This window comes from Silvimonas sp. JCM 19000 (assembly GCF_054652575.1).
On sequence record NZ_BAAIHC010000011.1, the window covers coordinates 1 to 23,418 of the forward strand.

At 61.0% G+C, this 23,418-nt stretch carries 23 protein-coding genes; 15 read left to right on the plus strand and 8 right to left on the minus strand.

Translation table 11 applies throughout. From position 1 onward, the window contains the following. Positions 1-198 precede the first annotated feature (198 nt). Positions 199-1,641 carry an MDR family MFS transporter gene (locus ACYQ1A_RS11460; protein WP_499362148.1) on the minus strand — a complete coding sequence of 481 codons (1,443 nt, stop codon included), beginning with the start codon at positions 1,639-1,641 and terminating at the stop codon, positions 199-201. A 180-nt stretch (positions 1,642-1,821) separates the two neighbouring features. Between ACYQ1A_RS11460 and ACYQ1A_RS11465 the strand changes: the two genes are divergently transcribed. From ACYQ1A_RS11465 to ACYQ1A_RS11505, 9 genes are all read left to right on the plus strand, one after another. After that, positions 1,822-2,478 (plus strand): TetR/AcrR family transcriptional regulator, encoded by a 657-nt coding sequence (locus ACYQ1A_RS11465; protein ID WP_062223898.1) that lies wholly within the window; start codon positions 1,822-1,824, stop codon positions 2,476-2,478. A 204-nt stretch (positions 2,479-2,682) separates the two neighbouring features. Beyond that, on the plus strand, positions 2,683-2,922 hold the full coding sequence (locus tag ACYQ1A_RS11470) for a hypothetical protein (protein WP_062223897.1): 240 nt from the start codon (positions 2,683-2,685) through the stop codon (positions 2,920-2,922). A gap of 533 nt (positions 2,923-3,455) precedes the next feature. Next, positions 3,456-4,481, plus strand: a complete 1,026-nt coding sequence (locus ACYQ1A_RS11475) for a glycosyltransferase (RefSeq protein ID WP_499362149.1) — start codon at positions 3,456-3,458, stop codon at positions 4,479-4,481. After that, positions 4,481-5,623, plus strand: coding sequence for an NAD(P)/FAD-dependent oxidoreductase (locus ACYQ1A_RS11480; protein WP_499362150.1), 1,143 nt, complete (start codon positions 4,481-4,483; stop codon positions 5,621-5,623). Before ACYQ1A_RS11475 ends, ACYQ1A_RS11480 begins: the two co-directional genes overlap by 1 nt. Beyond that, the gene (locus tag ACYQ1A_RS11485) at positions 5,604-7,223 is read left to right on the plus strand and encodes a hypothetical protein (protein ID WP_499362151.1); all 1,620 of its coding nucleotides are present in this window, start codon (positions 5,604-5,606) and stop codon (positions 7,221-7,223) included. Before ACYQ1A_RS11480 ends, ACYQ1A_RS11485 begins: the two co-directional genes overlap by 20 nt. A 1-nt stretch (position 7,224) precedes the next feature. Further along, complete coding sequence (locus ACYQ1A_RS11490; protein WP_499362152.1) at positions 7,225-8,028, plus strand: NAD-dependent epimerase/dehydratase family protein; 804 nt, start codon at positions 7,225-7,227, stop codon at positions 8,026-8,028. Then, entirely contained in the window at positions 8,025-8,852 is an 828-nt protein-coding gene (locus tag ACYQ1A_RS11495; protein ID WP_499362153.1) for a sugar phosphate isomerase/epimerase family protein, read from the plus strand. The genes ACYQ1A_RS11490 and ACYQ1A_RS11495 overlap by 4 nt, the downstream gene beginning before the upstream one ends. Continuing rightward, complete coding sequence (locus ACYQ1A_RS11500; protein WP_062223887.1) at positions 8,853-9,209, plus strand: EamA family transporter; 357 nt, start codon at positions 8,853-8,855, stop codon at positions 9,207-9,209. A 20-nt stretch (positions 9,210-9,229) separates the two neighbouring features. Next, the gene (locus tag ACYQ1A_RS11505) at positions 9,230-10,045 is read left to right on the plus strand and encodes a glycosyltransferase family 2 protein (RefSeq protein ID WP_499362154.1); all 816 of its coding nucleotides are present in this window, start codon (positions 9,230-9,232) and stop codon (positions 10,043-10,045) included. A 101-nt stretch (positions 10,046-10,146) separates the two neighbouring features. Here ACYQ1A_RS11505 and ACYQ1A_RS11510 read toward each other — a convergent pair whose 3' ends face one another. The 4 genes from ACYQ1A_RS11510 to ACYQ1A_RS11525 all read right to left on the minus strand — a co-directional run bounded on the left by ACYQ1A_RS11510 (position 10,147) and on the right by ACYQ1A_RS11525 (position 16,081). Beyond that, positions 10,147-13,221 carry a YjbH domain-containing protein gene (locus tag ACYQ1A_RS11510; protein WP_499362155.1) on the minus strand — a complete coding sequence of 1,025 codons (3,075 nt, stop codon included), beginning with the start codon at positions 13,219-13,221 and terminating at the stop codon, positions 10,147-10,149. Then, positions 13,173-13,820 carry a hypothetical protein gene (locus ACYQ1A_RS11515; protein ID WP_499362156.1) on the minus strand — a complete coding sequence of 216 codons (648 nt, stop codon included), beginning with the start codon at positions 13,818-13,820 and terminating at the stop codon, positions 13,173-13,175. Before ACYQ1A_RS11515 ends, ACYQ1A_RS11510 begins: the two co-directional genes overlap by 49 nt. Positions 13,821-13,922: 102 nt before the next feature. Then, positions 13,923-14,246 (minus strand): hypothetical protein, encoded by a 324-nt coding sequence (locus ACYQ1A_RS11520; protein ID WP_062225555.1) that lies wholly within the window; start codon positions 14,244-14,246, stop codon positions 13,923-13,925. Between the two features lie 218 nt (positions 14,247-14,464). Continuing rightward, positions 14,465-16,081 carry a methyl-accepting chemotaxis protein gene (locus tag ACYQ1A_RS11525; protein WP_499362157.1) on the minus strand — a complete coding sequence of 539 codons (1,617 nt, stop codon included), beginning with the start codon at positions 16,079-16,081 and terminating at the stop codon, positions 14,465-14,467. Between the two features lie 242 nt (positions 16,082-16,323). Here ACYQ1A_RS11525 and ACYQ1A_RS11530 point away from each other — a divergent pair, with 242 nt between their 5' ends. From ACYQ1A_RS11530 to ACYQ1A_RS11555, 6 genes are all read left to right on the plus strand, one after another. After that, complete coding sequence (locus ACYQ1A_RS11530; protein ID WP_053939090.1) at positions 16,324-16,566, plus strand: BufA1 family periplasmic bufferin-type metallophore; 243 nt, start codon at positions 16,324-16,326, stop codon at positions 16,564-16,566. A gap of 65 nt (positions 16,567-16,631) precedes the next feature. Then, entirely contained in the window at positions 16,632-17,465 is an 834-nt protein-coding gene (bufB, locus tag ACYQ1A_RS11535; RefSeq protein WP_062225540.1) for an MNIO family bufferin maturase, read from the plus strand. Then, a complete protein-coding gene (locus ACYQ1A_RS11540; protein ID WP_499362158.1) occupies positions 17,459-18,208 on the plus strand; it encodes an HvfC/BufC family peptide modification chaperone in 750 nt (249 codons plus the stop codon). Before bufB ends, ACYQ1A_RS11540 begins: the two co-directional genes overlap by 7 nt. Further along, positions 18,186-18,665, plus strand: coding sequence for a DoxX family protein (locus ACYQ1A_RS11545; RefSeq protein ID WP_499362159.1), 480 nt, complete (start codon positions 18,186-18,188; stop codon positions 18,663-18,665). The genes ACYQ1A_RS11540 and ACYQ1A_RS11545 overlap by 23 nt, the downstream gene beginning before the upstream one ends. Next, entirely contained in the window at positions 18,662-19,267 is a 606-nt protein-coding gene (locus ACYQ1A_RS11550; RefSeq protein ID WP_499362160.1) for a sigma-70 family RNA polymerase sigma factor, read from the plus strand. The genes ACYQ1A_RS11545 and ACYQ1A_RS11550 overlap by 4 nt, the downstream gene beginning before the upstream one ends. Beyond that, on the plus strand, positions 19,254-19,442 hold the full coding sequence (locus ACYQ1A_RS11555; RefSeq protein WP_499362161.1) for a zf-HC2 domain-containing protein: 189 nt from the start codon (positions 19,254-19,256) through the stop codon (positions 19,440-19,442). The genes ACYQ1A_RS11550 and ACYQ1A_RS11555 overlap by 14 nt, the downstream gene beginning before the upstream one ends. Here the strand turns inward: ACYQ1A_RS11555 and ACYQ1A_RS11560 are convergent, their stop codons facing one another. The 3 genes from ACYQ1A_RS11560 to ACYQ1A_RS11570 all read right to left on the minus strand — a co-directional run bounded on the left by ACYQ1A_RS11560 (position 19,443) and on the right by ACYQ1A_RS11570 (position 23,276). Continuing rightward, on the minus strand, positions 19,443-19,643 hold the full coding sequence (locus tag ACYQ1A_RS11560; protein ID WP_499362162.1) for a hypothetical protein: 201 nt from the start codon (positions 19,641-19,643) through the stop codon (positions 19,443-19,445). Between the two features lie 125 nt (positions 19,644-19,768). Next, entirely contained in the window at positions 19,769-21,544 is a 1,776-nt protein-coding gene (locus tag ACYQ1A_RS11565; RefSeq protein ID WP_499362163.1) for an ABC transporter ATP-binding protein, read from the minus strand. Continuing rightward, positions 21,534-23,276, minus strand: coding sequence for an ABC transporter transmembrane domain-containing protein (locus ACYQ1A_RS11570; RefSeq protein WP_499362164.1), 1,743 nt, complete (start codon positions 23,274-23,276; stop codon positions 21,534-21,536). Before ACYQ1A_RS11570 ends, ACYQ1A_RS11565 begins: the two co-directional genes overlap by 11 nt. Between the last annotated feature and the right edge of the window lie 142 nt (positions 23,277-23,418).

Genomic DNA, 23,418 nt, shown 5'->3' on the forward strand with positions numbered 1-23,418 from the left:
GTGCATCTGCCAGAGACTGGTACCGCCAGGGCTTCCACTTTGCTGGTCGGATGCCGCACGTTATCCGGTTACCGCAACGGTCCTGGTGCCAGGCAACCCTTCGAGTTCGCGTAGCCCATACGCCGTCCCCGCTGACAGTCGACAAAAAGCCCCTGCTAGCAGGGGCTTTCAAGCGCACAACATCACGACATGCGACGCTCAGTGTCGGCCATGTCCTTTCAAAGGCTCGTCTCGCAGACCCCACGCCAACACAAAGCCAACGGCGGCCACACATGCGGCGATATAAAACACGCTGTGCAGTGAAGCGCCGAAGGCGTGCAGGTATTGCGCATGCGCAGCAGGCGAAAGTGAATTCAATGCGGCGACCGCGCGCGGTGCGGGCATGCCCTGCGGAAACACATCGGCGAGGCGGCTGTTCAGGCCATGCGTAAACAGCGCGCCGAACAGTGATACGCCCAAGGAGCCGCCGATCATGCGAAACAGGGTCACGCCCGAAGTCGCCACGCCCAGTTGCCTGATGTCGACCGTGTTCTGTACCGCCAGCACCAATACTTGCATCACCATCCCCAGCCCTATGCCCAATAGGCCCGCATAGAGATAGAGCACATTTAAAGGGCTGCTGTCCTGCAATTGCGCCAGCAGCAACATGCCGATGGCGGCAATCAAACTGCCCGCAATGGGAAAGAAGCGATAGCGTCCAATCTTGCTGATTACTCGTCCGCTGATCATCGACGCGAGCAACAGCCCACCCATCAGCGGCAACAATTGCATACCGGCTTCAGAGGGCGTGGAGCCTTTGACCACTTGTAAATAGAGCGGCAAATACGTGACCGAGCCAAACAGTGCTGCACCGATCAGAAAGCCCAATGCACTACATATGACAAAGGTCCGCATGCGGAACAGGCTTAGCGGCATGATCGGCTCGGCCGCCGTGCGTTCTTCATTGATAAACCCGAGCGCGGACATCACACCGACAAACAGGTAGAGCCAGAGCTGGGCGGAAGTCCACGGCAAGCTGGTGCCCGCTTCGGTGGTAAACATGATGAAACAGGTGAGGGCGAGCGCCAGAAAGCCGGCGCCCCAGTAATCGATCTCATGCTTTACACGGGCCACATGCGGCTTGAACACGGCGGCGATCACCGCCAAAGCCAGCAGGCCGAGTGGCAGGTTGATGTAGAACACCCAGCGCCAGGAAAAGTGCTCAACAAAAAAGCCGCCAATCAATGGGCCAATGACGGTTGCGACCCCGAAGATGCCGCCAAACAGACCTTGATAGCGTCCGCGCTCCGCCGGTGGGATGACATCGCCAACCACGGCCATGCTGATCACCATCAGACCACCACCGCCCATGCCTTGCAGCGCGCGGGTCAAAATAAGCTGCGTCATGTTTTGCGACAATCCGCATAGTGCCGAGCCGAGCAGGAACAGCACGATGGCGGTCTGTAGCACAATCTTGCGGCCAAACAGATCGCCCAGCTTGCCGTATAAAGGGACGACGATGGTCGAGCTGAGCAAGTAAGCCGTGACGACCCAGGATAATGATTGAAAGCCGCCCAAGTCGCTTACGATAGTGGGCAAAGACGTCGACACGATGGTCTGGTCGAGCGCCGAGAGCAGCATGACCAGCATCAGCGCGCTCATAAGCACCCAGATGGGCGGGTGGCCAGCGTGCTGTGCCGCTGGGGTCAGGGGGTCTGAAGTTCTGCTGTTCATACAAAGGGCTACCTAATTAATTAACGACGCAATTAATATATGCCTTTGCCCGATATGTCAATTGGATAGAGGCAGCTGTTAATATCCGTCACTCATACTGGAGACACCGTGCAGGACCAGCCCACCAAACCCGCGCGCCGTCCGGGGCGTCCCGCTGCGGCGGCGGGGCAAGAAAACCAGCGAGACCGCCTGCTGGATATCGCTTTGTCGATTTGCGCCAAATATGGCGCGGCCGAGACGACGATTGCCGCTGTGGCTCGCGCCGCCAATATGACGCCAGCGGCCGCGCACTATTACTTCAAGACACGTGAGCAGCTGCTCGACACGCTGCTGGCCGAGCGCTTTATGCCGGTGCGTGCCACCTTCGATGATGTCTTTGAGGCCCATCCCGACGAGCCGTTTACGGTGATCCAGCTGCTGGTTGAGCGCCTGATGAATATCAACTCGCGCTACCCGTGGTTTGGCACCTTCTGGCTGCGCGAGATGATCAGTGAAGACGATATGTTCAAGCAGCGTGTGCAATTGCGGCTGGGGCGCAAACCGCATATCCAGATGCTGGATACCATCAAGCGTTGGCAGCGTGACGGGCTGATCAATGCGCAGATCGAGCCCGTATTGCTGTTCACCACCTTGATCGGCCTGACCGTGCTGCCGTTATCGGCCTCGGCCAAATGGCAGGACGATCCGCTGCGAGCACATCTGGGGCCGCAGCAGATTGCCGACCATGCGCTGGCTTTGTTGCTACGGGGATTGCAGCCGCAGTAATGGCGCCGCTTTGTTACGGCGCGGTTGGCGCGGTGCGATGCAAGCACCAAGCCTGGGCAAGACGGCAAATCTGAAACATTCGCGGCTGACAATAGTCAACACAGACATTTGCTTGGCGCTGCACTATCGTAATTGCGGATATGCAATTTGATGGAATGCCACTGCTGCGCGACGGCCCGCTTTTGCCTTTTCAGGAGATAACCCATGCCCCCCGAATTTGCCCGTTTGAACGCTGCCTACCAGTTGTGGCAAGAAGCTGGCGCAACCTTGCATACCGCGCTGGTCAGCGCGTATAGCGATCCGACCTCGCCCGCGTTGCAAACGCTTGATGAGCTCACCGCCAATGTGGATCTGGCGCATGCCGATTTCACCGCGCTGGCGCGCTCACTGCTCAGCGGTCGGGCCGAGGCACCGTTCGACTGGATTACGGCTCGCCCGCGCTAATGCCCAGGCATTGTGGCCGCCCGCTTTGCACCAAAGTCCGGACCTGCGCGGCGCATTTCAGTGCGTCCGCGTCGGCCAGTGGTTGATGTTTAACATCTTGTGATGTCGTTCACCTCCCGCCCATTACAGTGGTCGTTGTCTCCAGAACACCGCACCACTGACCTGCTTCGACAGCCCTAAGCTTTCTACCGTTATCCTCTAATGCCGCGCCGATTCCTGCGTGCGCGCTCGCCGGTCTGGCCCTTTACATCAATGGTTTCTGGCTCGATTGCGGATGTAGCCGCGCGCGGCCGACTAGATCGACGCAAGGGGCTTGCTCGCAAGAGTCGTCTGTGATTTCATGGCTTCAGCCTTACGCCTTAATGACTAATTAAGTTTTTTCGGGTAATCTGCGTTGCGATGCAGCATGCGATAGTTGTCACCTGAGACTAAGCCCGTCTCCGATTATTGATAGATTTATGCGCGTGCCGCAGGTTCATAAGGCTTAAACCTTGTTCAAAACAGTACCGATCAAACCGGTCCGGGGTGCAAACATGGCGTTCTATCCAGTCTTTTTGTCAGTGGTTTGCGTAATGCGCAACCAGGCTGATATGCAAGAAAAGCTGATCACCGAGGTGGCTGACGCCATTGCTCCCCTCGTGAGTGATTACGAATTGATTATTGTCGACAACGCATCCAGCGATGATAGCGTCGGCACGCTCAAGCGGCTGACCAGCGAGAGCGGGCTGCCCAATCTGCAGGTCTATGCGCTGACCAAAGAAGTTGATCTGGCCACTGCGGCGTGGGTCGGTCTGGAAAACGCCCTGGGCGATTATGTGGTGGTCATCAACCCGCTGCTCGATGACATCCACTTTGTCAGCAATATGCTGGAACACGCGGTCACTGGCGCGGATGTGGTGTTTGCCAATAACGAGCAGAAGCCGACTGAAAACCTGACTTATCAGGCCGCCTTCACCGCGTTTAACGGCATCTACAAATACTTCAATGGCCTCGATCTGGTCAAAGAAGCGCCGCAATACCGGGTGCTGAGCAAGCGCGTGGTCAACTTTATTCTGCAACACCCGCAGCCTGGCATCAGCTATCGCCATCTGCCCGCCACCGGTGGCTTTGCCAAGGCGCGCCTGACTTACAGCTCGGCGCCCAAGCTGCAACATCTGATCCATGGCGGCGGCAGTTTTGATCGCGGCATGCGCTTGCTGGTGGCGACCACCCGCGCGCCCATGCGCTTTGTTACCGCGCTGTCGCTGTTCGGCGCGTTTGCCAACATCATTTATTCGCTCTATGTGGTGGCCATTGGGCTGTTCAAGAGCAATGTGGCGCCGGGTTGGGTCAGTTTGTCGCTGCAACAATCAGGCATGTTCTTCTTGATCTCGCTGGTGCTGTTGGTCCTGGGCGAATACATCCTGAATATGGTGAGCGTTGCCAACGAAGGGCCGCTGTATCACGTGGGCCAGGAGTTCACCAGCGCGCGTATGACCCGTCGCGAAAAGCTGAATATTGAAGAAGTGGCGGCCAAGCCGGCCACCACCGCCTTTACTGCAACCGGAGCGGCAGTGTGATGATGCAAGCCGCCCCGACCGCAAACCATCTCAACTACGATGCGTTGATCATCGGCGGTGGCTTTTATGGTTGCGCCATCGCGATCTACCTCGCGCGGCAGCGCGGGCTCAAGAACATCTTGCTGGTAGAGCGTGAGGGCGCGCTGATGCAACGCGCGTCTTATAACAACCAGGCGCGCGTGCACAACGGTTATCACTATCCGCGTAGTTTCACCACGGCGTATCGCAGCCGTATCAACCTGCCGCAATTTGTGCGCGATTGGCCGTTGGCGGTAAAGAAGGATTTCACCAAGCTTTATCCGATTGCGCGGCGCAATTCCAAGGTAACCGCGCGCCAGTTCGAGCGCTTCTGTCATGAAATCGGCGCCAGCCTGGAACCGGCCGATGTCTCGCTCAAGCAATTGTTTGAACCGCGCTTGATTGAAGAAGTATTCCTGGCAGAGGAATACGCCTTCGACAGCACCACGATTGCCAAATGGGCCGCCGAAGAACTGGCCGACTGCGATATCCAGGTGCTGTTCAACACCTTTGCCAGCGGCATGGTGTCGGTGCCGAATGATCGTGTGATGGTGACGCTGGATGGCCCTGACGAAACCCAGCAAGCCATCACCGCGCGTTATGTCTTCAACTGCACCTACAGCGGCCTGAACCAGATTGGTGGTGAGTACCCGGGCACGGTAACGCGGCTGAAGCATGAAGTAGCCGAGATGGCCCTGATGCGCACGCCGCCGCAGTTAACCAACCTGGGCGTCACCGTCATGGACGGCCCGTTCTTTTCGATGATGCCGTTTCCGGCGCGCGGCCTGCATACGCTGTCGCACGTGCGCTATACGCCGCATCTGAACTGGCCCGACGCCAAGGGCACCAATCCCTACGAACGGCTGGATCAATATCCGCGCGATACCCGCGTGGAACGCATGGTGCGCGATGTCGAGCGGTATATGCCCGCGGTTGCCGATGCCGAATACGTAGATTCCTTGTTCGAGATCAAGACTGTACTGGTCAAGAACGAAGGCGATGACGGCCGCCCGATCTTGTTTGAAAAGCATGCCACCTTCCCCAGCTGCTACTCGGTGCTGGGCGGCAAGCTCGATAACATTTTTGACGTGCTGGAGAAGCTTGATGCCGAAGCCTTCCAATAACGTCGATCCCAAACCGTGGCTGTTCGCGCTGTTTGTGCTCAGCGTATTGCTGATGGCATTTCTGAATCTGCGCGGCACCGGCAGCGTGGAAGATCCGTTTTTGCAGGGCGAATATTTTGCTTCGTCGGCCAGCTTGCTGGCTGCCACGCCGGCAGGCTTTGAGCCGCTGACCATCCACGGCGCGCTCGATTATCTGCCCGCCATGGCGATGCGCGCGGTGTGGGGCCCGACCGATTATTTTGTACCGACGCTGTTGTTGTACAAATTGCTCAAGCTGTTGGCCGGCGCCTTTTTGTTTGTGGTGGCCTATGAAGTTTCGCGCGGCAAGCCGCACCAGGCGTTGTTGGTGCTGGCGGTGGGGGTCATCGCCACGCAACTGGTGGGTTATCGTGATTTGCTCTGGCTGGCCTCGCTCTATATCTGGTTGCTGCTGACCGGGCGCCGCTTGGGTTCCGTGCCGCAGACCTTGTTGCTGATTGCGTTTGGCGCGCTGGTTGGGCTGGGCATGTTCTGGTCGTATGACCGCGGCCTGACCACCATCGTCGCGCTGGGCGGATCCACCTTGTGGCTGGTGGTGCGGGACAAGCGTTTTGCGATTGCGCTGGTGGTGTTTGCCGCCGTGGTGGCCGGCTTGAGTCTGTCGTTTCAGACCTGTTCGCTGGAAAACTACGCCGCCAATATCAAAGTGTTGATGGATACCTCGGCGCAGTGGAGCTACGGCATGCAGCGCTGGCCGGTCATCCTGACGGCGTTGGCGGCACTGGTGAATATCGCCGCGCTCACGGCACTGATTTTTACCGCGCGGCATTCGGTGCGTTTTGCCACGCGACCGCATGCAGGGCCCTTGGTGTTGGGCCTGGTGTTGGCTGCGTTGATGATGTTCAAGATCGGCATCAACCGCGCCGATGCTGACCATATTTACTGGAGCATGTGGGTGCCGGCGCTGATCGCCTTGCTGATTTATGGCCGCGACTTTGCGTTTCCGATGTATTTGCGCGTGGCCACGCTGGTGCTGGTGTTGCTCGCCATCCCCTGCGCGGTCAAGTTTCATCATCCGTGCTTTGTGCTGGTCACCGGCCTGTTGGCGCTGGCCGTTGCCACCAAAGCGCCGACCTTTACCGCAGTGCGCTGGGCATTTTTGTTGCTGGTACTGGCCACGCTGGGCCTGACGCTGTATACCGCAGCGCAGAACTATCGTGCCGGCCAGTATGCCTGGGTGGAAAAGCCCACTGCCTGGGGTGATAACGCGGCAGCCTCGCCCGAAGGCGTGCGCTGGGCGGCCGAGCAAGTGCTGGCCAGCCAGTCGAGCTGTTTGCTTGATCTATCCAATAACGGCGTGATCAACGGCCTGACCCGCCTGCCCAGCTGTACCCGGTTTACCTATCTGGTGTATGCCGGTCCGGCCAATGAAAACGAATTGATCGACGCCGTACGCAGCAGCGCGCCCAAGGCGGTGGTGTATTCCACTACCGAGCCGTCGTATACCGTCGACGGCCGCAGCATGCGCGAACGATTTCCGCAGCTTGATGCTTATCTGGTTACGCAATATCCCGTAGAGAAGTGCAACAAGGGTTATTGCATCCGTTATCAAAGGGGTTGAAATGGACGAACGCAATCAGAACGCCGCACTGATCGGCAGCAGTGGTTTTGTGGGCCAGACGCTGAGCAAACAAGCTCACTTCAGCCATCATTTCCGCTCCACCAATATTGGCAATATCGATGGCGGCACGTTTGATACCGTGGTCTGCTCGGCCGCGCCGGCGCAAAAATGGATCGCCAACCGCGAGCCCGCCGCCGACCGAAAAAATATCGATGGCTTGATCGCACATCTATCGACCATCCAATGCAAGACCTTCATCCTGATCAGCACGGTGGACGTGTTCAAGACCCCGGTCGGCATTGATGAAGACACGCCGGTAGACGAAAACGATCTGCACGCCTACGGCCTGAACCGTCGCTATCTGGAGAAATTTGTCGAAAGCCATTTCGACAATTATCTGATCGTGCGCCTGCCCGGCCTGGTCGGCCCTGGCCTGCGCAAGAACGTCATTTTCGACTTTCTGAACGATAACAATCTGCACGCCATCGATAGCCGCGGCTCGTTCTGCTTTTACCCGATGATCAACCTTTGGTATGACATCCAGACCGCCCTCAAGGCCGGTCTGAAGCTGGTGCATCTGACTGCCGCGCCGGTGACGGTGGCGGAAGTGTCGCTGGACGGTTTCGGCAAGCCGTTCGAGCAGAACCTGGGCAATGCGGCCGCCAGCTACGACATGCAGACGCGTTACGCCGATGTCTTCGGCGGCACCGGCCGCTATCAATACAGCCGCCGCGAATCGATCCAGGCCGTGCGCGCTTATGCGCAATCCGAGCCGGTGACCATCAAGGCCGAGGCCGCAGCATGAGACTGGCTATTTCCAATATCGCGTGGGACGTCAACGAAGACAACGATCTGGCCAGCCTGCTGCAGCGTTATCAGGTGGACGCCATCGACTTTGCGCCGGGTAAATATTTTCCCAAACCCGCCGAGGCGACTGACGCCGAGATCCGCAAGGTCAAAGCCTGGTGGGCCGAGCGCGGTATCGAAATGACCGGCATGCAATCGCTGCTGTTTGGCACCACCGGGCTGAACGTATTTGGCGACGCGGCCTCGCAAGACGCGATGCTGGCGCATTTGCGCGGCGTCTGTCATATCGGCGGCGTGTCGGGTGCCACCCGGCTGGTATTTGGCTCGCCCAAAAACCGTGACCGCAGCGGCCTGAGCGACGCAGAAACCCGCAGCCGCGCGGTCGAGTTCTTTAATCGCCTGGGCGATATCGCCGCCAGCGAAGGCGTGCTGATCTGCCTGGAGCCAAACCCGCCGCTGTATGGCGCCAACTTTATGACCACCAGCGACGAAACCGCCGAGGTGGTGCGTGCCGTTAACCATGCCGCCGTCAAAATGCAGCTGGATACCGGTGCCGTTACGCTTAATCAGGAAAACGTGGCCGATGTGGTCAGCCGCCATATCGACGTGATCGGTCATATCCACGCCAGCGAACCCAGCCTGGTGCCGTTGGGCGATGGCGGTACGCAACACGACGCGGTGTACGCCGCACTCCAGACCGTGCGCCCCGATGCGCTGGTCAGTATTGAAATGGTGGCCACGCAAAACGAGCCGCATTTGACCGCGATTGAACGCGCCCTCGGCGTGGCCGACCGCAGTTATCGCCCGGGGAGGGCCGCGTAAATGAAATGGTTGATTCTGATTCTGGGCATTCTGACCAATGCTTCGGCCAGCGTGCTGATCAAGATGGCCATGCTGCCGCCCCGGCAGTTTCCATCGCCGTCCAACCCGCAAGCCGCGCTCAGTAACTGGCCGTTCTGGCTGGGCCTGGGTCTGTATGGCACCGCCTTCTTGCTGTACGCCGCCGCGCTGGCGCGCTTGCCGCTGAATATTGCGCACCCGGTACTCACCTCGGGGGCGGTTGCCGCCGTCGCCGTGTTGTCGGTGCTGGTGTTTCGCGAGCAGTTTTACTGGACCACGATCACCGGCGTTGTGCTGGTGATTGCGGGTGTCGGCTTTATCACGGCCGGTGTGGCCTGATCGTAGAAGAGAGAAAACCCATGACCACCGCCATCGCCACCACGCCGCTTGCCGCCAGTAAAAACTGGCAGGTACCGGCCTACAAAACGCAGTTCTGGCTGGAACGCCAGCATAAATACTGCATCGTTATTCCGGTCATCAACGAAGGCCAACGCATCATCAGCCTGCTGACCCGCATGTCGCAGCTCAAGCTGGAACAACAGGCCGACGTCATCATCGTCGACGGCGGCAGCACCGACGGCTCGATGGAACACACGCGGCTGCAAACGCTGGGCGTGCGTGGCCTGATCCTCAAGACCGCAGGCGGCAAACTCAGCTCGCAGCTGCGTTGCGCCTATGCCTTTGTGCTGGAACAAGGCTATGAAGGCGTCGTCACCATCGACGGCAACGACAAAGATGACCCGGAAGCCATCCCGCGCTTTATCAAGGCGCTGGATGACGGCATCGACTTTGTGCAGGCGTCGCGCTTTCTGAATGGCGGCGTGGCAGAAAACACCCCGGCATCGCGCGACTTTGCCATCCGCTTTATCCACGCCCCGGCGCTAAGCATCGCCTCCGGTTTCCACTGGACCGACACCACGCAGGGCTTTCGCGCCTATAGCCGCAAGATGATGGTGGATGAGCGTATCGCCATGTTCCGCGACATCTTCACCACCTACGAACTGCTGGCCTATCTGTCTTATCGCGCGCCCAAGCTCGGCTACAAATGCGTGGAATTGCCGACCATCCGCCGTTATCCCAAGGGCGAAGTGCCCACCAAGATCAGCAGCGTGCGCGGCAATCTGAGTGTGCTGGGCGTGTTGTTCAGCGCTTGCCTCGGCCGCTACAACCCCTGATCCCACCCCGCTGGATGCACGCGCTTGCGCCGCCGAGAGCGGGCGCAAATGCAAAGGCCGCAATGCGCATGCATCGCGGCCTTTGTTTTGGTGCGCCTGGCTTAGTCCGCCGGTGGCATGTGCCACAAGCTGCGGTCGTCGCTCAGATTGGTCATGTCGTACAGCGAGTATTGGCGCGCCAGTTTGGCGCCCCCATCGCGGGTGACCGGATTCCAGCGCAGCAGACCGACATCGCCGCCCGAGCGCGCCATCATCGCGTCGAACGGGATGGTCAGGTAGATGCCTTTATCAAAACTGCCTTCGCCAAAGGTCTGGGCCGAGACGTTGGTTTTGGTGGCGTACACGCCAATGACCACGCCATTACGGAAGTGACGGGTCACTTCCAGGGTTACGCCTTTGTCCTTGGCCAGATACTGGCCCACGCTGATATTGGCCTGCACCCCTTGCCAGCGGGTATCCCAATACGCGGTCAGGTGACCGGTGAAGGTCTGGTAATCGCGCATCGAAAAATCCTGATCAAAACCGCGTTGCTTGACGGCATTCAGGTCGACCCCGATCGCCAGGGGGCTGCCATGAGGGCGATACAGCCATTCACCGCCGACACCGGCAAACATGCTTTCCAGCAAGCCGCCATACACGCTGTAGTAGTTGTCGCTGCCCAGCTGACCCACTTTGGTGGCTTGCAGATAGGGCATGGTCACGCGCGATGAGGTCACGTATTCCCGCACATTGGTGCGCACGCGCGGCATATTGCTGGGGGCGTCGTATTTGAACTTGTCGTAGTTATCCAGCAAGCCCACGTTGAGATCGCCCACCACCCACAAGCTGGGGGTAAAGCGGAATTCGACCTGGGCGTTGGCTGATAACTGATACAGCATGAAGGCATCGGGCCCGCCCAGCGACTGGTGCCAGGTGGGGCCGATCGAGTAATCAAAGCGTTTGGGCGTTTGCTCGAACACGCTGGGCAGGCTGCGATCCAGCGCGGCCGGCGCCGGTTCGACACTGGCCAGCGCGGGCACATGCTGGCTGGGCAAACGCGCACGGGTGTGGTCATTCAGCCAGATGGCGCGATCGATGCGGTAGTCCGTGGCCATCAGGCCGTGGCGTAGCGGCAGCAGGTGGAAATGCGTCACCGTGGCCGGGGCGTCCCGGTTGAGGATTTTAACGATGCGATCGATGCCATCTTGCAGGTAGAAGGCGTCGAGATCATCAAACTCAACCAGCAAGACCTGGCCTTGCAGGCGGATGTTCTGCACATGCCAGTGCGTCAGCAACTCGATATCGTCGCGGGTTTGTTTCCAGTCGACGACGGGCGGGGCTGCTGCGGCCGGGGCGGGGCTTGCGTCTGGCGGTGCCGCCACTGCCGGGGCCGGATGTTGCGCCATCGTGGTGGTGATGATGGGCGCTGCCGAAACCGGCGCATTGGGCAGGTCGGTGGCCGGATACACCTGCAGCGTGGGCGCCACTGGATCAAACACTTTGGGCATGGCGGCGTTTTTAAGATTGCCATGCAGGGCCAGCCCCAACATCACGCGTTCGCCGCGCTCATAGGCCACCGTCAGGTCCAGTCCGCCGTTAATGCGATACACCGCGCCGACATTGAGCGGCGAGCGGGTGGGAAACACATCGCCAAACGGCTCGTGTTTGTAATCGTTGCCGTCATATTCGAGCTTGAGGATCAGCGGCGTCCACGGCGTTTGATATTGCACGCCGCCAAACAAGCTGGTCGGGCCACGAAAATACGATTTGGTACTCAGCTCGCCGCCGGTATCCACCGTGCTGGCCGAGCGCGTATCAAACTTGCTGCTGATCAGCGAGAACGGGTTTTTCAGATTGCCGCGCGCGCCCACATAGCCCCAGCCCAGGCCCAGACTCCAGTCCAGATCGCCGGTGCGTTTGCTCGCCACCACATATTCGCCCGAGAACAAACCCGTGCCACCCAGATCGCGCACGCCCACAGACAAATCCGGGGTATACACCGTCTCTTTGAACAGGCGGATTTTGGCGTCGATGCTTTTATCTTTGTACGTCTGATTGCCGCTAAGCGCGACCGAGCCATACAGATGATCGCTCACGTCGGTATAGCGGAAGCCAAACTCCAGCCAGTCCAGCGGCTGCAAGGTAAAGTTGACGCGCGTGTACGGCTGGATATGCGTCACGCTGAGCGAGCCTTCGCCCGCCTGGTTCATGCGTGCCGTCGGCGTTTGCAAAATCCCGACATTGCCCCAGTCGCTACCGGTCACGGGGAAGGCCGTATCGTGCTGCGGCAAACCGGTCCAGAACGCAGTCGCCAACGGCGGCGCGGCCACATCGGGCGCGGGCAGGGCTTTGAAGTCAGCGTCAACGCCGGACACGCCCTGCTGGGCAAAAAACGTGACGATACGTTGCGACAACTCGTCGGGCCAGCCATCGCCGCGATCCGGCGCCCAGATCCAGCTGCCGGGTGCGGGCGGGTCTTGCGCTTCGCGGTTCCACAGTGCCACGCCGTAACTGAGCACCTGGCCGTCCGGCTGCGCGATCCATGCGGTATCGGGTCGCGCCCTGGCGTTACAGGCCACGATGTAATCCCGCACTTGTGCGCCCGGCACATGCGGCAGCCGACATAAGGTGCCGTCGGCGCGGATCACGGTAACGGTATCGGGACGCTCGGGGATGACCACGCGATCGCCGCGTTCCAGATAGGGGTCGGCGTTGCGGTTGGTCTGCAGCCAGTGTGGATCGGTGCTTTTGACGAGCACGCGGCCGGTCGGTGGGCGATCAAGAATCAAGCGCAGCAGCCGGTCGTGCGCGCCACGGCGGGCCGGGTCGGCGCTCTGGCGGTCGCCGACGTCGGCGCGGATGTCCCAGATCAGACGTTGCCATTGCCCGGCCTGGTCCAGGGCTTCGCGCTGCGAAAACCACGCCAGCCCCGGCGTGTACAGCTTGCCCGGTGCCGAGCCCAGCAGCGGCATGCCATTGCGTTGCGCCAGCACCAGCCAGTCGCTGAGATACAGCGGTTGCGATACATGATCATCCACGGCCGCCAGCGCATGCACGGGCAGCAAAGTGGCCAATAGCCATACGGGCCAGGCATGGCGCAGGCGCAGCGAGGCAGAAATCTGGTTCGACATCTTGGAAGTTACCGGTGTCAGGATGGCCAACGCTGCCAACTGATACAGAAAGTGTTGCTGAGACATTGTTCGCCGTAGACCACGCTGGCCTGGCCGTGCTCAAAGGCAACGGCGTAGCGCGCAGCGGGCAGGGCGGCCGGGCCGCTGGAGGTTTCGGCAAACCAGTGCAGATCGGGGATGGGCTTGCCCGCCAGCGGGCTATCGGCGGGGGCAAGCACCGGCGCAATGCGCAGCGTATCGCTCAGGCTGTATTGATAGCCGGGCATGACGTCGCGTTGTCGGGTCAGGGTTTGCGGCGCAGTCAGGCTGGCCCACGCCGGTTGTGCCGACAGGCGCACGGCACGCCATTCCACCGGCATATTGGTGGCGCCGATCAAGCGCCCGTTTTGCAGGCGCAGCGTCTCTTTGCCGCCGCCGGCATACCAGGTCTCGACCGGGCCGGACGGGTCGTTATCGACATAACCCAGCATCAGCACCGTGGCACGCTGGCCCACGGCGACGCGTAAATAGCGAAAGCGCGGATCCAGCGCCACCTTGTCGACACTGGACAAGCCGGACGGCCGGATCAGGCGCACTGCATCGGCCAGGGTCTGGCCGGTACTGGTGCAGCTGCACAGCGGCACGGCGCAGGCCAGGCAAAGCAAACGGGAAAATCGGACAAACATGGCGTTCTTTAATCTTTTCTGCCCACGCAAACGGGGGGCTTACATGTACAAAGGGCTCCTCCAGGGAGCCCTTTGTGGCACAGCGCAATCCCGCAGGAAGGCTTAGCGGGAGCCGGTGGTACCGGTGGTGCCGCTGGTACCGGTCGTGCCGGTGGTACCGCTGGAGGTATTGTTCGAGCCGTTGTTGCTCGACGACGAGTTGGAAGCAGCCACAGCGGCCACAACCACCACGCCCACGCCGATAGCGGCCAGCGTGCCCACGCTCAGGCCAGCAATGCCAGCAGTGCCAGCGGCACCGGAAGCGCCAGCGGCGGCCGAAGTGGCCGGCGTGGTTTGCGCAGGCGCAGCAGCTTCTTCAGCGGCAGAAGCGAAAGCGGGGAAAGCGATCGAGGCAGCGATCAGTGCGGTCAGAAACGATTTGATCATTTTTATCGGGTCCTTTTTAAAATTATCTTTATTGCGGGTGTTCATGCTGCAATGTTTACGTTACTCATTTGTAAGCGTAAGTATCAGCTGAAAGTATATTGAAAAACTTTTGTTGAGACTAGCCTCACACATCGCACCCTCTATCAGTGTTGGCTATCGAATACAGATGAGGCGCAAAGCCGCCTGGCGCGCCATCTGCGGCAGCGTGCCTGGCCGGTTTAACGCAAACGGAAATCGGCAATCAGCGTGCTCAGCTCGGAAGAAATCTGATTGATTTCCGCCACCGCAGCGGGAATCCCTGCAATACGCTTACTGGTTTCGCCGGTGCCCGCCGCAATGCGTTCGATATTGCCCGCCAACTGATTGCTGGCAACAGCTTGCTCGCGCAGGGCCTCCGACATGGACGCGATGTGCTGCACCAGCTCGCGGCTGCTGCTGCGCACTTCGGCCATGCCACTGCCCGCCTGGGTGGCGAGGGCGTTTACCGTCTGGATGCGCTCGGCGTTCTGGCGGATCTCGGCGACCGCCGCCGCGGTGGCTTTTTCGGTTGTGCTGATCATGCCGGTGATTTCGACGGTGGAATTGGCGGTCTTTTCGGCCAGTTTGCGTACCTCGTCGGCCACCACGGCAAAGCCGCGCCCATGCTCACCCGCGCGGGCGGCTTCAATGGCGGCGTTGAGCGCTAACAGATTAGTTTGCTCGGCTATGCCTTTGATGACCTGGGCGATGCCAGCGATGCGCTGGGCGTTAGTGTCGAGTTGCTGCATATAGGTGGCGGCGGCCTGCACGCTGGCGTTGACGGCATCAAAGCGATCGATCACGGCTTCGACGCTGCCGGCCCCGGCCTGGGCGTGTTCGCCCGCGGCGCGTGCCAATGTATCGGTTTCACTGGCACTGCTGGAAATGTGGTTGATGGAGACCGTCATCTGCTCCACCGTCGCCGCCATCGAAGCGCTGGCATTGCTTTGTTCGGCCGCCGCATCGGCCACGGCCACCGCCACACTGGACAAACCCTGACCCGCGCTTTGCAAAGTGGTGGCCGCTGCGGTCAGCCGCGTCACCCAGTCGTGCAATTGCTGCCGCATCTCGGCCATGGATGCCAGCAGACTACGGGTATCGCCCGCGCGTACGGGCACCTGCACCGCCAGGTTGCCCGCCGCCACTTGCCGCGCAATCGACGCCGCGTGCGCTGGCTCGCCACCCAGTTGCCGAAAAATCGCGCCGCCGGTAAGCCATAGCAACACCCCCAGCACCGCCAGCGCCACCACGCTGATCAACACGCTCTGCAACACCATCTGCCGACGCGCCCCATCAAAATGCTGATCGGCCGCGATCGCATCATCGACCAACGATTTGGCGACCACATCCAGATTTTTTTGCAACTCGTCGCGTATGCCATCGATATCGTTATCCACGCTGCGGATAGCGGCAAAATCCATCGGCTCGGCCGCCAGCAAAGGGCGGTAGCGTTTTTCATAGGTATCGATATAACGGTCGAGCGCCGCCTGCGCCTGTTGCGCCGCCTGTTGCGCTGCGGGGGTAATGGCGTAACTGGCGGCTTGCTGCAGGGTTTTGCTGGCGTTGGTTTTGGCGGCAGCCCAGTCCCGATCCGAATCGGCCATGTTGTGGTTGATCACGGCGTCGGCAATGATCTGATACAGATCGGCACCCAGCCCGGCGCTGCGCTGGACAAAGCCGGCATGGGCGGCGGCGTCGTTGCCTTCATCCTGTAGCGCGCCCAGCCGCTGCAGGCCGTACAGATTGTCGGCAATGAAAACCAGACAGACCGCCAGCATCAGGCAGGCGATCAGGATCAAACGATTACGCAAAGTCATGCCGGGCATCCTGTGGGGCGGCGCGCCTGCAGCCTATTGGGGCGGGGCGCCGGGCGTTGTTCTGCACCTAAGCATAGTGGGCGGCCTCGCAGAATGCCCGCGCCCGGCAGAACCCCGCGTACACCGCGCAAAAAAAATATTTTGCAAAGTGTTGTCATATCCGGCGCGCTGCGCCGACTCAGTCTGTAGCGAGGCCATTTTTGCTTTCGCGCAACCCTTGTACCCACAGACTGGAGATCACCATGAACAAGCAATTACTCGCCGCATCCGCCCTCGCCGCCATCCTCGGCAGCGCACTGTCCGCCCCGGTATTGGCCGCCGATATGGAGAAGTGTTACGGCGTGGCCAAAGCCGGCCAGAACGACTGCAAGGGCAACGACCATGCCTGCGCGGGCCAGGCCAGCAAAGACAATGACAAAGCCGAGTTCAAGGCCGTACCGGCGGGCACCTGCGCCAAAATGGGCGGCAGCCTCAAGGCCGGTTAAGCGCGCAGTGCAGCGGCCGGTATCAGGCTGGCCGCTGCGCGCCGCGTTGCTTGGGAGCACACGTGATGCATCAATCTGATTTATTGACCGGCCTGGGCCTGCGTTCGCCGCATGTGGCCGACGTGCTACGCCTGCGGCCTGCGGTGGGCTGGTGGGAAGTGCATAGCGAAAACTACTTTGGCGGCGGCGCGCCGATTGCCGCGTTGGAGCAAATCCGCGCGCAGTATCCGGTCAGCCTGCATGGTGTCGGGCTGGGGCTGGGCAGTGTCGACCCACTGGATGCGCAGCATCTGGCGCAATTAGGCGAGCTGGTCCGGCGCATCGAGCCGGTGCGCGTCTCCGAGCATCTGGCGTGGAATCGCCACGCCGGGCAGTTCTTTCCCGATTTGCTGCCGGTGCCGCGTTTGCACGGCGCACTGGACTTGCTGTGCCAGCGCATCGACCAGGTGCAGCAGGCCTTGGGGCGCACGATTTTGCTGGAGAACGTTTCCACGTATATCGAGATGCGTGATGCGGTGTGCAGCGAGGCCGAATTGCTGGCGCAAGTCGCGCGGCGCACCGGCTGTGGCGTGCTGCTGGATCTGAACAATCTGCGGGTGAATGCGCTCAACCTGGGATTGGACCCGCAAGAGGAGATGGCGGCGTTGCCGCGCGACGTGGTCGGCGAAATCCATGTGGCCGGTTATGAAATGGTGGACGGTTGCGCCATCGATACCCACGGCGCGCCGGTCAGTGCCGAAGTGATGGCGCTGTTGCGAGTGGCTTTGCAGCGCTTTGGCCCGCAACCGGTATTGCTGGAACGCGATAGCAATCTGCCGCCCTTGGCCGCGTTGCTGGGCGAATATGCCGCAATCCAGGCGGTGGTGGCCGAGGCGCACATGGAGCCGCAGCCATGTTGAGTTACGCCGCCGCCCTCGCCGAATTGGCCTATGCCTTTAACGATGCTGGATTTGTGCCTGCCGGCGTCAGCACGGCCAGCGCGCCGCGGCTGGATGTCTATCGCAACAATGTGCGGCTCAATCGCATTAACGCCCTGCGCGCGACCTTTGCCCAGGTGGCGGAGCTGGTCGGCGCTGAGTTCTTTAACGGCATGGCGCGCGCGTATGTGCGGGCCACGCCGGCCACTTCGGCCAATCTGCATGACGACGGCGCGCAGCTGGCGGCGTTTATTGCCACGTTTGAACCTGCGCGTAGCGTGCCGTATCTGGCCGATGTGGCACGGGTGGATTGGGCTTTGCATCGGGCATGGCATGCGCCCGATTGCGCGCCATTTGCCGTGGCGCAGCTGCAAACGCTGACGCCGGAACAGTTTGCGCAGCAGCGGGTGCGCTTTGCGCCAGCGGTAGCGCTGGTGGCATCGCCCGAGTGGCCGATCGCCGATTTGCTGGCGATGCATCAAGGCGGCGCCATGGCTGATCCGGATGCAGGGGGCCAGGCCGTGTTGATCTGGCGGGCGGGCACGCAGGTGCAGCACCGCGCGCTGGGCCCGGCGCACGCGGCCGTGGTCCGCTCCTTGCAACAGGGCGCGCCGCTGCACGTGGTGCTGCCTGCGTTGCAGGCCGACGCGACCTTGTTGCCGCTGTTATTTACCGATGGTTTGATTAGCGCGCTGGAGACCGATGATGCTTGCGCTCCGTTTTAACTGGCTGGCGTGGTTATACGCCCGCTTCGAACTCTGTTGTGTCGCGTTGCAACCGGCGTTTGCGCTGGGGGTGCGGCTGTATCTGGCGCGGGTGTTCTGGTTGTCCGGGCTGACCAAATTGCGCAGCTGGGATAGCACCTTGTATTTGTTTACCAGCGAATATCACGTGCCCATCCTGCCGCCCGCGGTCGCTGCGGTGATGGGCGCGGGCGGCGAATTGCTGTTGCCCTTGCTGCTGCTGACGGGGTGGGCAGGGCGCTTTGGCGCCACCGGCTTGCTGATTTTGAATTGCGTGGCGGTGATTTCATATCCAGGCCTGGAAGCGATCCAGATCAAGGATCATGTGCTGTGGGGTATCTTGCTGGTTTATCTGATGGTGCATGGCATGGGCGCGTGGTCGGTGGACGGCTGGTGCATGCGGCGCCGTCTGCGCGTACGGGGGCCAGGCACGCAGTGACCACGCAGTTATCTTGGCAACAAGACCACCATTATCTGACCGGGCTGCGGCGCGACTTGCTGCGCTTTGCCCGGCTGCAATTACGCGATGCCGTGGCGGCCGAAGACGCGGTGCAAGAGGCGCTGACGGCCGCGTACAGCGCGCCACAGCAGTTTGGCGGGCAATCGCAACACAAGACGTGGGTGTTTGGCATTCTGCGGCACAAGCTGGTGGATACGCTGCGCGCACGCTATCGCACCATCAACTTGTCGGCGCTGGAGGCCGAGATTGAAGGCGAGGCGCTGCTCGACGATTTGTTGTTTAAGGCCAATGATCATTGGGCCGCCGACACGCGCCCGCGGCCGTGGCCCAAGCCGGAAACCGCGCTGGCGCAAAAGCAGTTCTGGCTGTTGTTTGAGCTTTGCCTGAACAACCTGCCGGAAAGCACCGGCCGCGTGTTCATGATGCGCGAGTTTCTCGGGCTGGAAACCGATGAGATTTGTGTGGAGCTGGCGGTGTCAGCCAATCATTGCAGCGTGCTGCTGTACCGGGCGCGGCTCAAGCTGCGCACCTGTCTGACCGAGAAGGGCTACGACGGCGAGGATTGCGATGAGTACGTGTAAAAAGATCAGCCGGCTGCTGTCGGACGCGCTGGACCGACCCTTACACACCGGCGAGTGGCTGGAGGTGCAGGCGCACTTGCCGATCTGCCGTGGCTGCCGCGGTTACAAGCAGCAGATCAGCGTGCTGCGCGCCGCCGCGCAGCGGGTACGCGGCGAAGAGCCCGAGCCGCGCTGATCAGTTGCCCGGCTTGATCTTCTCGCTGCCCGACAGCACAAAATGCTCACCATGGATGGTGGAGAACATCGATTCCAGATGCTTGAGCGCCGCCCATTCATTGCGGTTGGCGCCGTCTTTTTCGGGCAGTTGTTCCAGGCAGTGCGCCAGCGAACGCGTGATCAGGTTGATCTCGTAGCGTGTCAGATGTGCGAGTTCCATGGCCGTCCCCAGTCGTGAAAAATCGGATTAAAGCCGACCATACGGCGCACTGTTCCAGTCTGTCTGTCGGTGCGCCGTACTTGTTACGTAGGGAATGGCGCGAGCGGTGGCTTGCTACAGCAAGCTCAATCCTGCAGTTGCTGCAGCAGATACAGCCGCTGGTAGATGCCGTGCTCGATGGCCATCAATTCATCGTGGCTGCCCGCCTCGGCGATATGGCCGTGGTTCAGCACGATAATGCGGTCGGCATCGCGGATGGTGGACAAGCGATGCGCAATCGAAATCAGCGTGACCTTGCCTTTAAGCGCATCCAGCGCGCGCTGCACAATCTGCTCGGTTTCGCTGTCGATATGCGAGGTGGCTTCGTCCAGCAACAGTATGCGCGGCTGGCCGGCCAGCGCGCGCGCGATGGCAATCAGCTGCTTTTGCCCGCTGGACAAGCGCGTGCCGCTTTCGCCCATATCGGTGTCGTAACCGTTTTCCAGCGACAGGATCAGCTCGTGCACATTGGCCGCGCGGGCGGCAGTTTCGATTTGTTCTTGCGACAAACCGCGACCCATGTCGATGTTTTCGCGCGCGCTGGCCGCCAGCAAAAACGGGTCTTGCGGCACCAGCCCCACGCCCGCGCGAAACGCTTCGTCGCTGATGGTCTGCAACGCAATATCGTCGATCGAAATCTGCCCGGCTTGCGGCGTATAAAAACGCAGCAACAGCGATAGCAGCGTGGATTTGCCGCTACCGGTGTGGCCGACGATGCCGTAAAACGCCCCGGCCGGCACATGCAGGCTCAGGTCGTGCAGGATGGTTTGCTGGGTGTTGTAGCCAAAGCGCAGATGATTGAAATTGACCTCGCCGCGCTGGATACGCACATCGCCGCCCGATACCGTGCCGCGCGGTTCTTTCAGCAAATGATTGACGCGCGCGGCCGCCACCACCGCCTGCTGCAACTGGCTGAACTGCAGCATGATCTGGATCAGCGGCTCCACCACGCGCGCGATATAACTGACAAAGGCATACAACACGCCGATTTCCAGCGCGCCAAAGGCCTGCACGCCAAAGCAATAGATCACCAGGGCCAGCACCAGCACATTCATCAGATCTAGCGCCGGGCGCAACAGCCAGGCATTGGCCGACAGCTCTTGCAGGCGCGCGCGGTAATGCGCCTGGTTGATATTGCGAAAGCGGCCGGAGAAGCGTGCTTCGGCATTGGCCGCTTGCAACACACTCATGCCCGCAATCGATTCGGCCACCTGGGCGTTGATCTCGCTGCGCAGCTCGCGCGCTTGCGCCACCGAGGGCGCGCTCCAGCGCTGATACAACCAGATGATCAACACCACGGCCGGAAACAGCATCAGCACGATGCTCATCAAACGCCAGTCCAGCCACGCCATTGCCAACATGGCGCCGACTATCACAATGCAGCTGTCCAGCATCACGAACAACACCTGCACATACAGCGCTTTAACCGATTCGGTGTCGTTGGTGACGCGGCTGACCAGTTGCCCGGTGATGGCTTTGTCAAAGAACGCCATCGGCAGACGGATGACGTGGCTATACACGTCCTCCCGCAGCCGTTTGACCGAGCGCATGGCCACCCCCGCCATCCGCGTCAGTTGCAGATAACGCAGGATGCTGGCGGCGTAGACACAGGCCAGGCAGCCCGCCAGCAGCAAGGCGATGGCGGTCGGGTCATAGCGATGCGGCAACAGGTAGTTGTCGATAAAGTGTTTGCCGAGCAATGGGGACAAGGCTTCGAGCAAGGCGGCAGCGGCCAGCCAGGCCGTACCTATATATAAGTGGCGACGGTCAGGGCGGGCGGCCTGGTTGAGCAAGCTGACCGCATCGCGACGTTCATTGCGCGCAGCCGTGACCGGCGCTGCGGCTGCGGTCTTAGAGTTCATCGAGGCTGGCCTCCAGTTGTTGATAGCGCCACTGGCTGGCGTACCAACGATTGTTTTCGACGAGCTGGCTATGTACGCCATGCTCGGTAATGCGGCCTTCGCGCAGCACGGCAATCTGGTCGGCATCGGCCACGGCAGACAAGCGATGGCTCACGATAATCACGGTGCGGCCCTGGCGCGCGGCGCGCAGATGCGACAGGATTTGCGCCTCGGTCTGGGTATCCACGGCCGACAAGGCATCGTCCAGCAACAGCAGCGGCGTATCGGCCAGCAAGGCCCGTGCGATGGCGATGCGCTGGCGCTGGCCGCCGGAGAGCGCGACACCTTTTTCGCCCACCGGTGTTTCGTAACCCATAGGCAAGCGCTGGATGTCGTCATGCACCGCCGCCAGTTGCGCCACGCGTTCGATCTCGGCGCGGCTGGCTTCCGGCTTCACCAGGGCAATGTTTTCGGCGACCGAGGCCGAGAACAGAAATGGCTCTTGCGGCACCCAGCTGATGGCTTCGCGCAGCGTGTCCAGCGTGTAATCGGCCACGGCCACGCCATTCCAGCGGATCTGGCCTTGTTGCATGCCGTACTGCCGCATCAACAAACGCAGCAAGGTGGATTTGCCCGCGCCGGTGGGGCCGACCAGGCCCAGGGTCTGGCCCGGTTGCAGCGTCAGGCTGACCTTGTCCACCGCGGCATCCAGCTGGCCTGGATACTGAAAATGCACCGCATCGAATTCGAGCGTGCCGGCCTGCAGCTGGGCCGTTGCGCCGTGGTCATCCACCGAACGCGCTTGTGCCAGCACCGGCCCCAGCCGACCCCACGCGGCGCGGCCGCGTTCCAGCAAGGACAAGACCCAACCGGCGGCAAACATCGGCCAGATCAGTTGGCCCAGATACATGCTGAAGCTGGTCATCTGGCCGATGGTGAGCTCGCCATGCCAGACCAGATAGCCGCCCACACCCAGCGCGGTAACCGTGGCGGTGCTGAGCGTCAGGCCAACCGCGGGCTCGAAGGCGGCTTCCCAGCGCTGCGCGGTCAGACTGCTGGCGGCGGCGTTTTCGGCCAGTTGCGACAACTCGCGGCTGTTGCGCGCTTCCAGCCCCAGCACGCGCAAGGTGCGCACGCCGGTCAGCGTTTCCTGGACGTGATCATTGAGCTTGCTGAAGCGGGCCAGCGAATCATCCCAGGCATAGTGGATGCGGTCAGAGATTTTCCAGAACGCCAAGGCCATCAACGGAAACGGCAGCAAGGCGGCCAGTGCCAGGCGCCAGTCTATGCCCAGCGTCATCATGCTGAGCACCAGGATCAAGGTCAGGCTGCCATCAAAGCCAGCCAGCATGGCTTCACCGGCGGCCATTTCGATGGCGTCGATGTCATTGGTGGCGCGCGCCATCAGATCGCCGGTGCGCTGGTTGTGATAGAAGCCAGGGCCTTGCGTGGTGAGCTTGTCGTAGAGTTCGGTGCGCAACTGCACGCCCAGCTGATAGGCCGCGGCAAACAGCTTGAGGCGCCAGCCCGCGCGCAAAAAATAGATGACCAGCCCCATAACCAGGAGTTGGCCTAGTTGTAACAACAGGGCGTTGCCCGACAAACTATGCGTGACAAGGCCATCGATGATGTGACCGATCTTGCGTGGTACCCATACCGACAAGACGGCCACAGCAAACAACATCAGGGCTGAGGCGATATAAGCGCGCCAGTGCTGGCGGATAAACCGCGCCAGCAGTCCGTATAAACTCATTGATTCTTCTACCTTTTGGACGCAGGCGGGGCGGGATGACCGCCAGGGCGTGCGTCCGGAATTCGCGTCGATGTGGCCGGGCTGGATAATCCGGACACGAGTTGCGGTAGAGCCGCGCGTGTGCAAGGCCACACGTGGAATG

Bases quoted from the DNA above. Each gene is read 5' to 3' on its own strand.
- ACYQ1A_RS11480 (WP_499362150.1), top strand. From the start codon at position 4,481: ATGATGCAAGCCGCCCCGACCGCAAACCATCTCAACTACGATGCGTTG.
- ACYQ1A_RS11500 (WP_062223887.1), top strand. From the start codon at position 8,853: ATGAAATGGTTGATTCTGATTCTGGGCATTCTGACCAATGCTTCGGCC.
- bufB (WP_062225540.1), top strand. From the start codon at position 16,632: ATGCATCAATCTGATTTATTGACCGGCCTGGGCCTGCGTTCGCCGCAT.
- ACYQ1A_RS11555 (WP_499362161.1), top strand. From the start codon at position 19,254: ATGAGTACGTGTAAAAAGATCAGCCGGCTGCTGTCGGACGCGCTGGAC.
- ACYQ1A_RS11485 (WP_499362151.1), top strand. From the start codon at position 5,604: ATGCCGAAGCCTTCCAATAACGTCGATCCCAAACCGTGGCTGTTCGCG.
- ACYQ1A_RS11530 (WP_053939090.1), top strand. From the start codon at position 16,324: ATGAACAAGCAATTACTCGCCGCATCCGCCCTCGCCGCCATCCTCGGC.
- ACYQ1A_RS11540 (WP_499362158.1), top strand. From the start codon at position 17,459: ATGTTGAGTTACGCCGCCGCCCTCGCCGAATTGGCCTATGCCTTTAAC.
- ACYQ1A_RS11545 (WP_499362159.1), top strand. From the start codon at position 18,186: ATGATGCTTGCGCTCCGTTTTAACTGGCTGGCGTGGTTATACGCCCGC.
- ACYQ1A_RS11520 (WP_062225555.1), bottom strand. From the start codon at position 14,246: ATGATCAAATCGTTTCTGACCGCACTGATCGCTGCCTCGATCGCTTTC.
- ACYQ1A_RS11560 (WP_499362162.1), bottom strand. From the start codon at position 19,643: ATGGAACTCGCACATCTGACACGCTACGAGATCAACCTGATCACGCGT.
- ACYQ1A_RS11570 (WP_499362164.1), bottom strand. From the start codon at position 23,276: ATGAGTTTATACGGACTGCTGGCGCGGTTTATCCGCCAGCACTGGCGC.
- ACYQ1A_RS11505 (WP_499362154.1), top strand. From the start codon at position 9,230: ATGACCACCGCCATCGCCACCACGCCGCTTGCCGCCAGTAAAAACTGG.
- ACYQ1A_RS11460 (WP_499362148.1), bottom strand. From the start codon at position 1,641: ATGAGCGCGCTGATGCTGGTCATGCTGCTCTCGGCGCTCGACCAGACC.
- ACYQ1A_RS11525 (WP_499362157.1), bottom strand. From the start codon at position 16,081: ATGACTTTGCGTAATCGTTTGATCCTGATCGCCTGCCTGATGCTGGCG.
- ACYQ1A_RS11470 (WP_062223897.1), top strand. From the start codon at position 2,683: ATGCCCCCCGAATTTGCCCGTTTGAACGCTGCCTACCAGTTGTGGCAA.
- ACYQ1A_RS11515 (WP_499362156.1), bottom strand. From the start codon at position 13,820: ATGTTTGTCCGATTTTCCCGTTTGCTTTGCCTGGCCTGCGCCGTGCCG.
- ACYQ1A_RS11490 (WP_499362152.1), top strand. From the start codon at position 7,225: ATGGACGAACGCAATCAGAACGCCGCACTGATCGGCAGCAGTGGTTTT.
- ACYQ1A_RS11510 (WP_499362155.1), bottom strand. From the start codon at position 13,221: ATGTCTCAGCAACACTTTCTGTATCAGTTGGCAGCGTTGGCCATCCTG.
- ACYQ1A_RS11565 (WP_499362163.1), bottom strand. From the start codon at position 21,544: ATGAACTCTAAGACCGCAGCCGCAGCGCCGGTCACGGCTGCGCGCAAT.
- ACYQ1A_RS11495 (WP_499362153.1), top strand. From the start codon at position 8,025: ATGAGACTGGCTATTTCCAATATCGCGTGGGACGTCAACGAAGACAAC.
- ACYQ1A_RS11475 (WP_499362149.1), top strand. From the start codon at position 3,456: ATGGCGTTCTATCCAGTCTTTTTGTCAGTGGTTTGCGTAATGCGCAAC.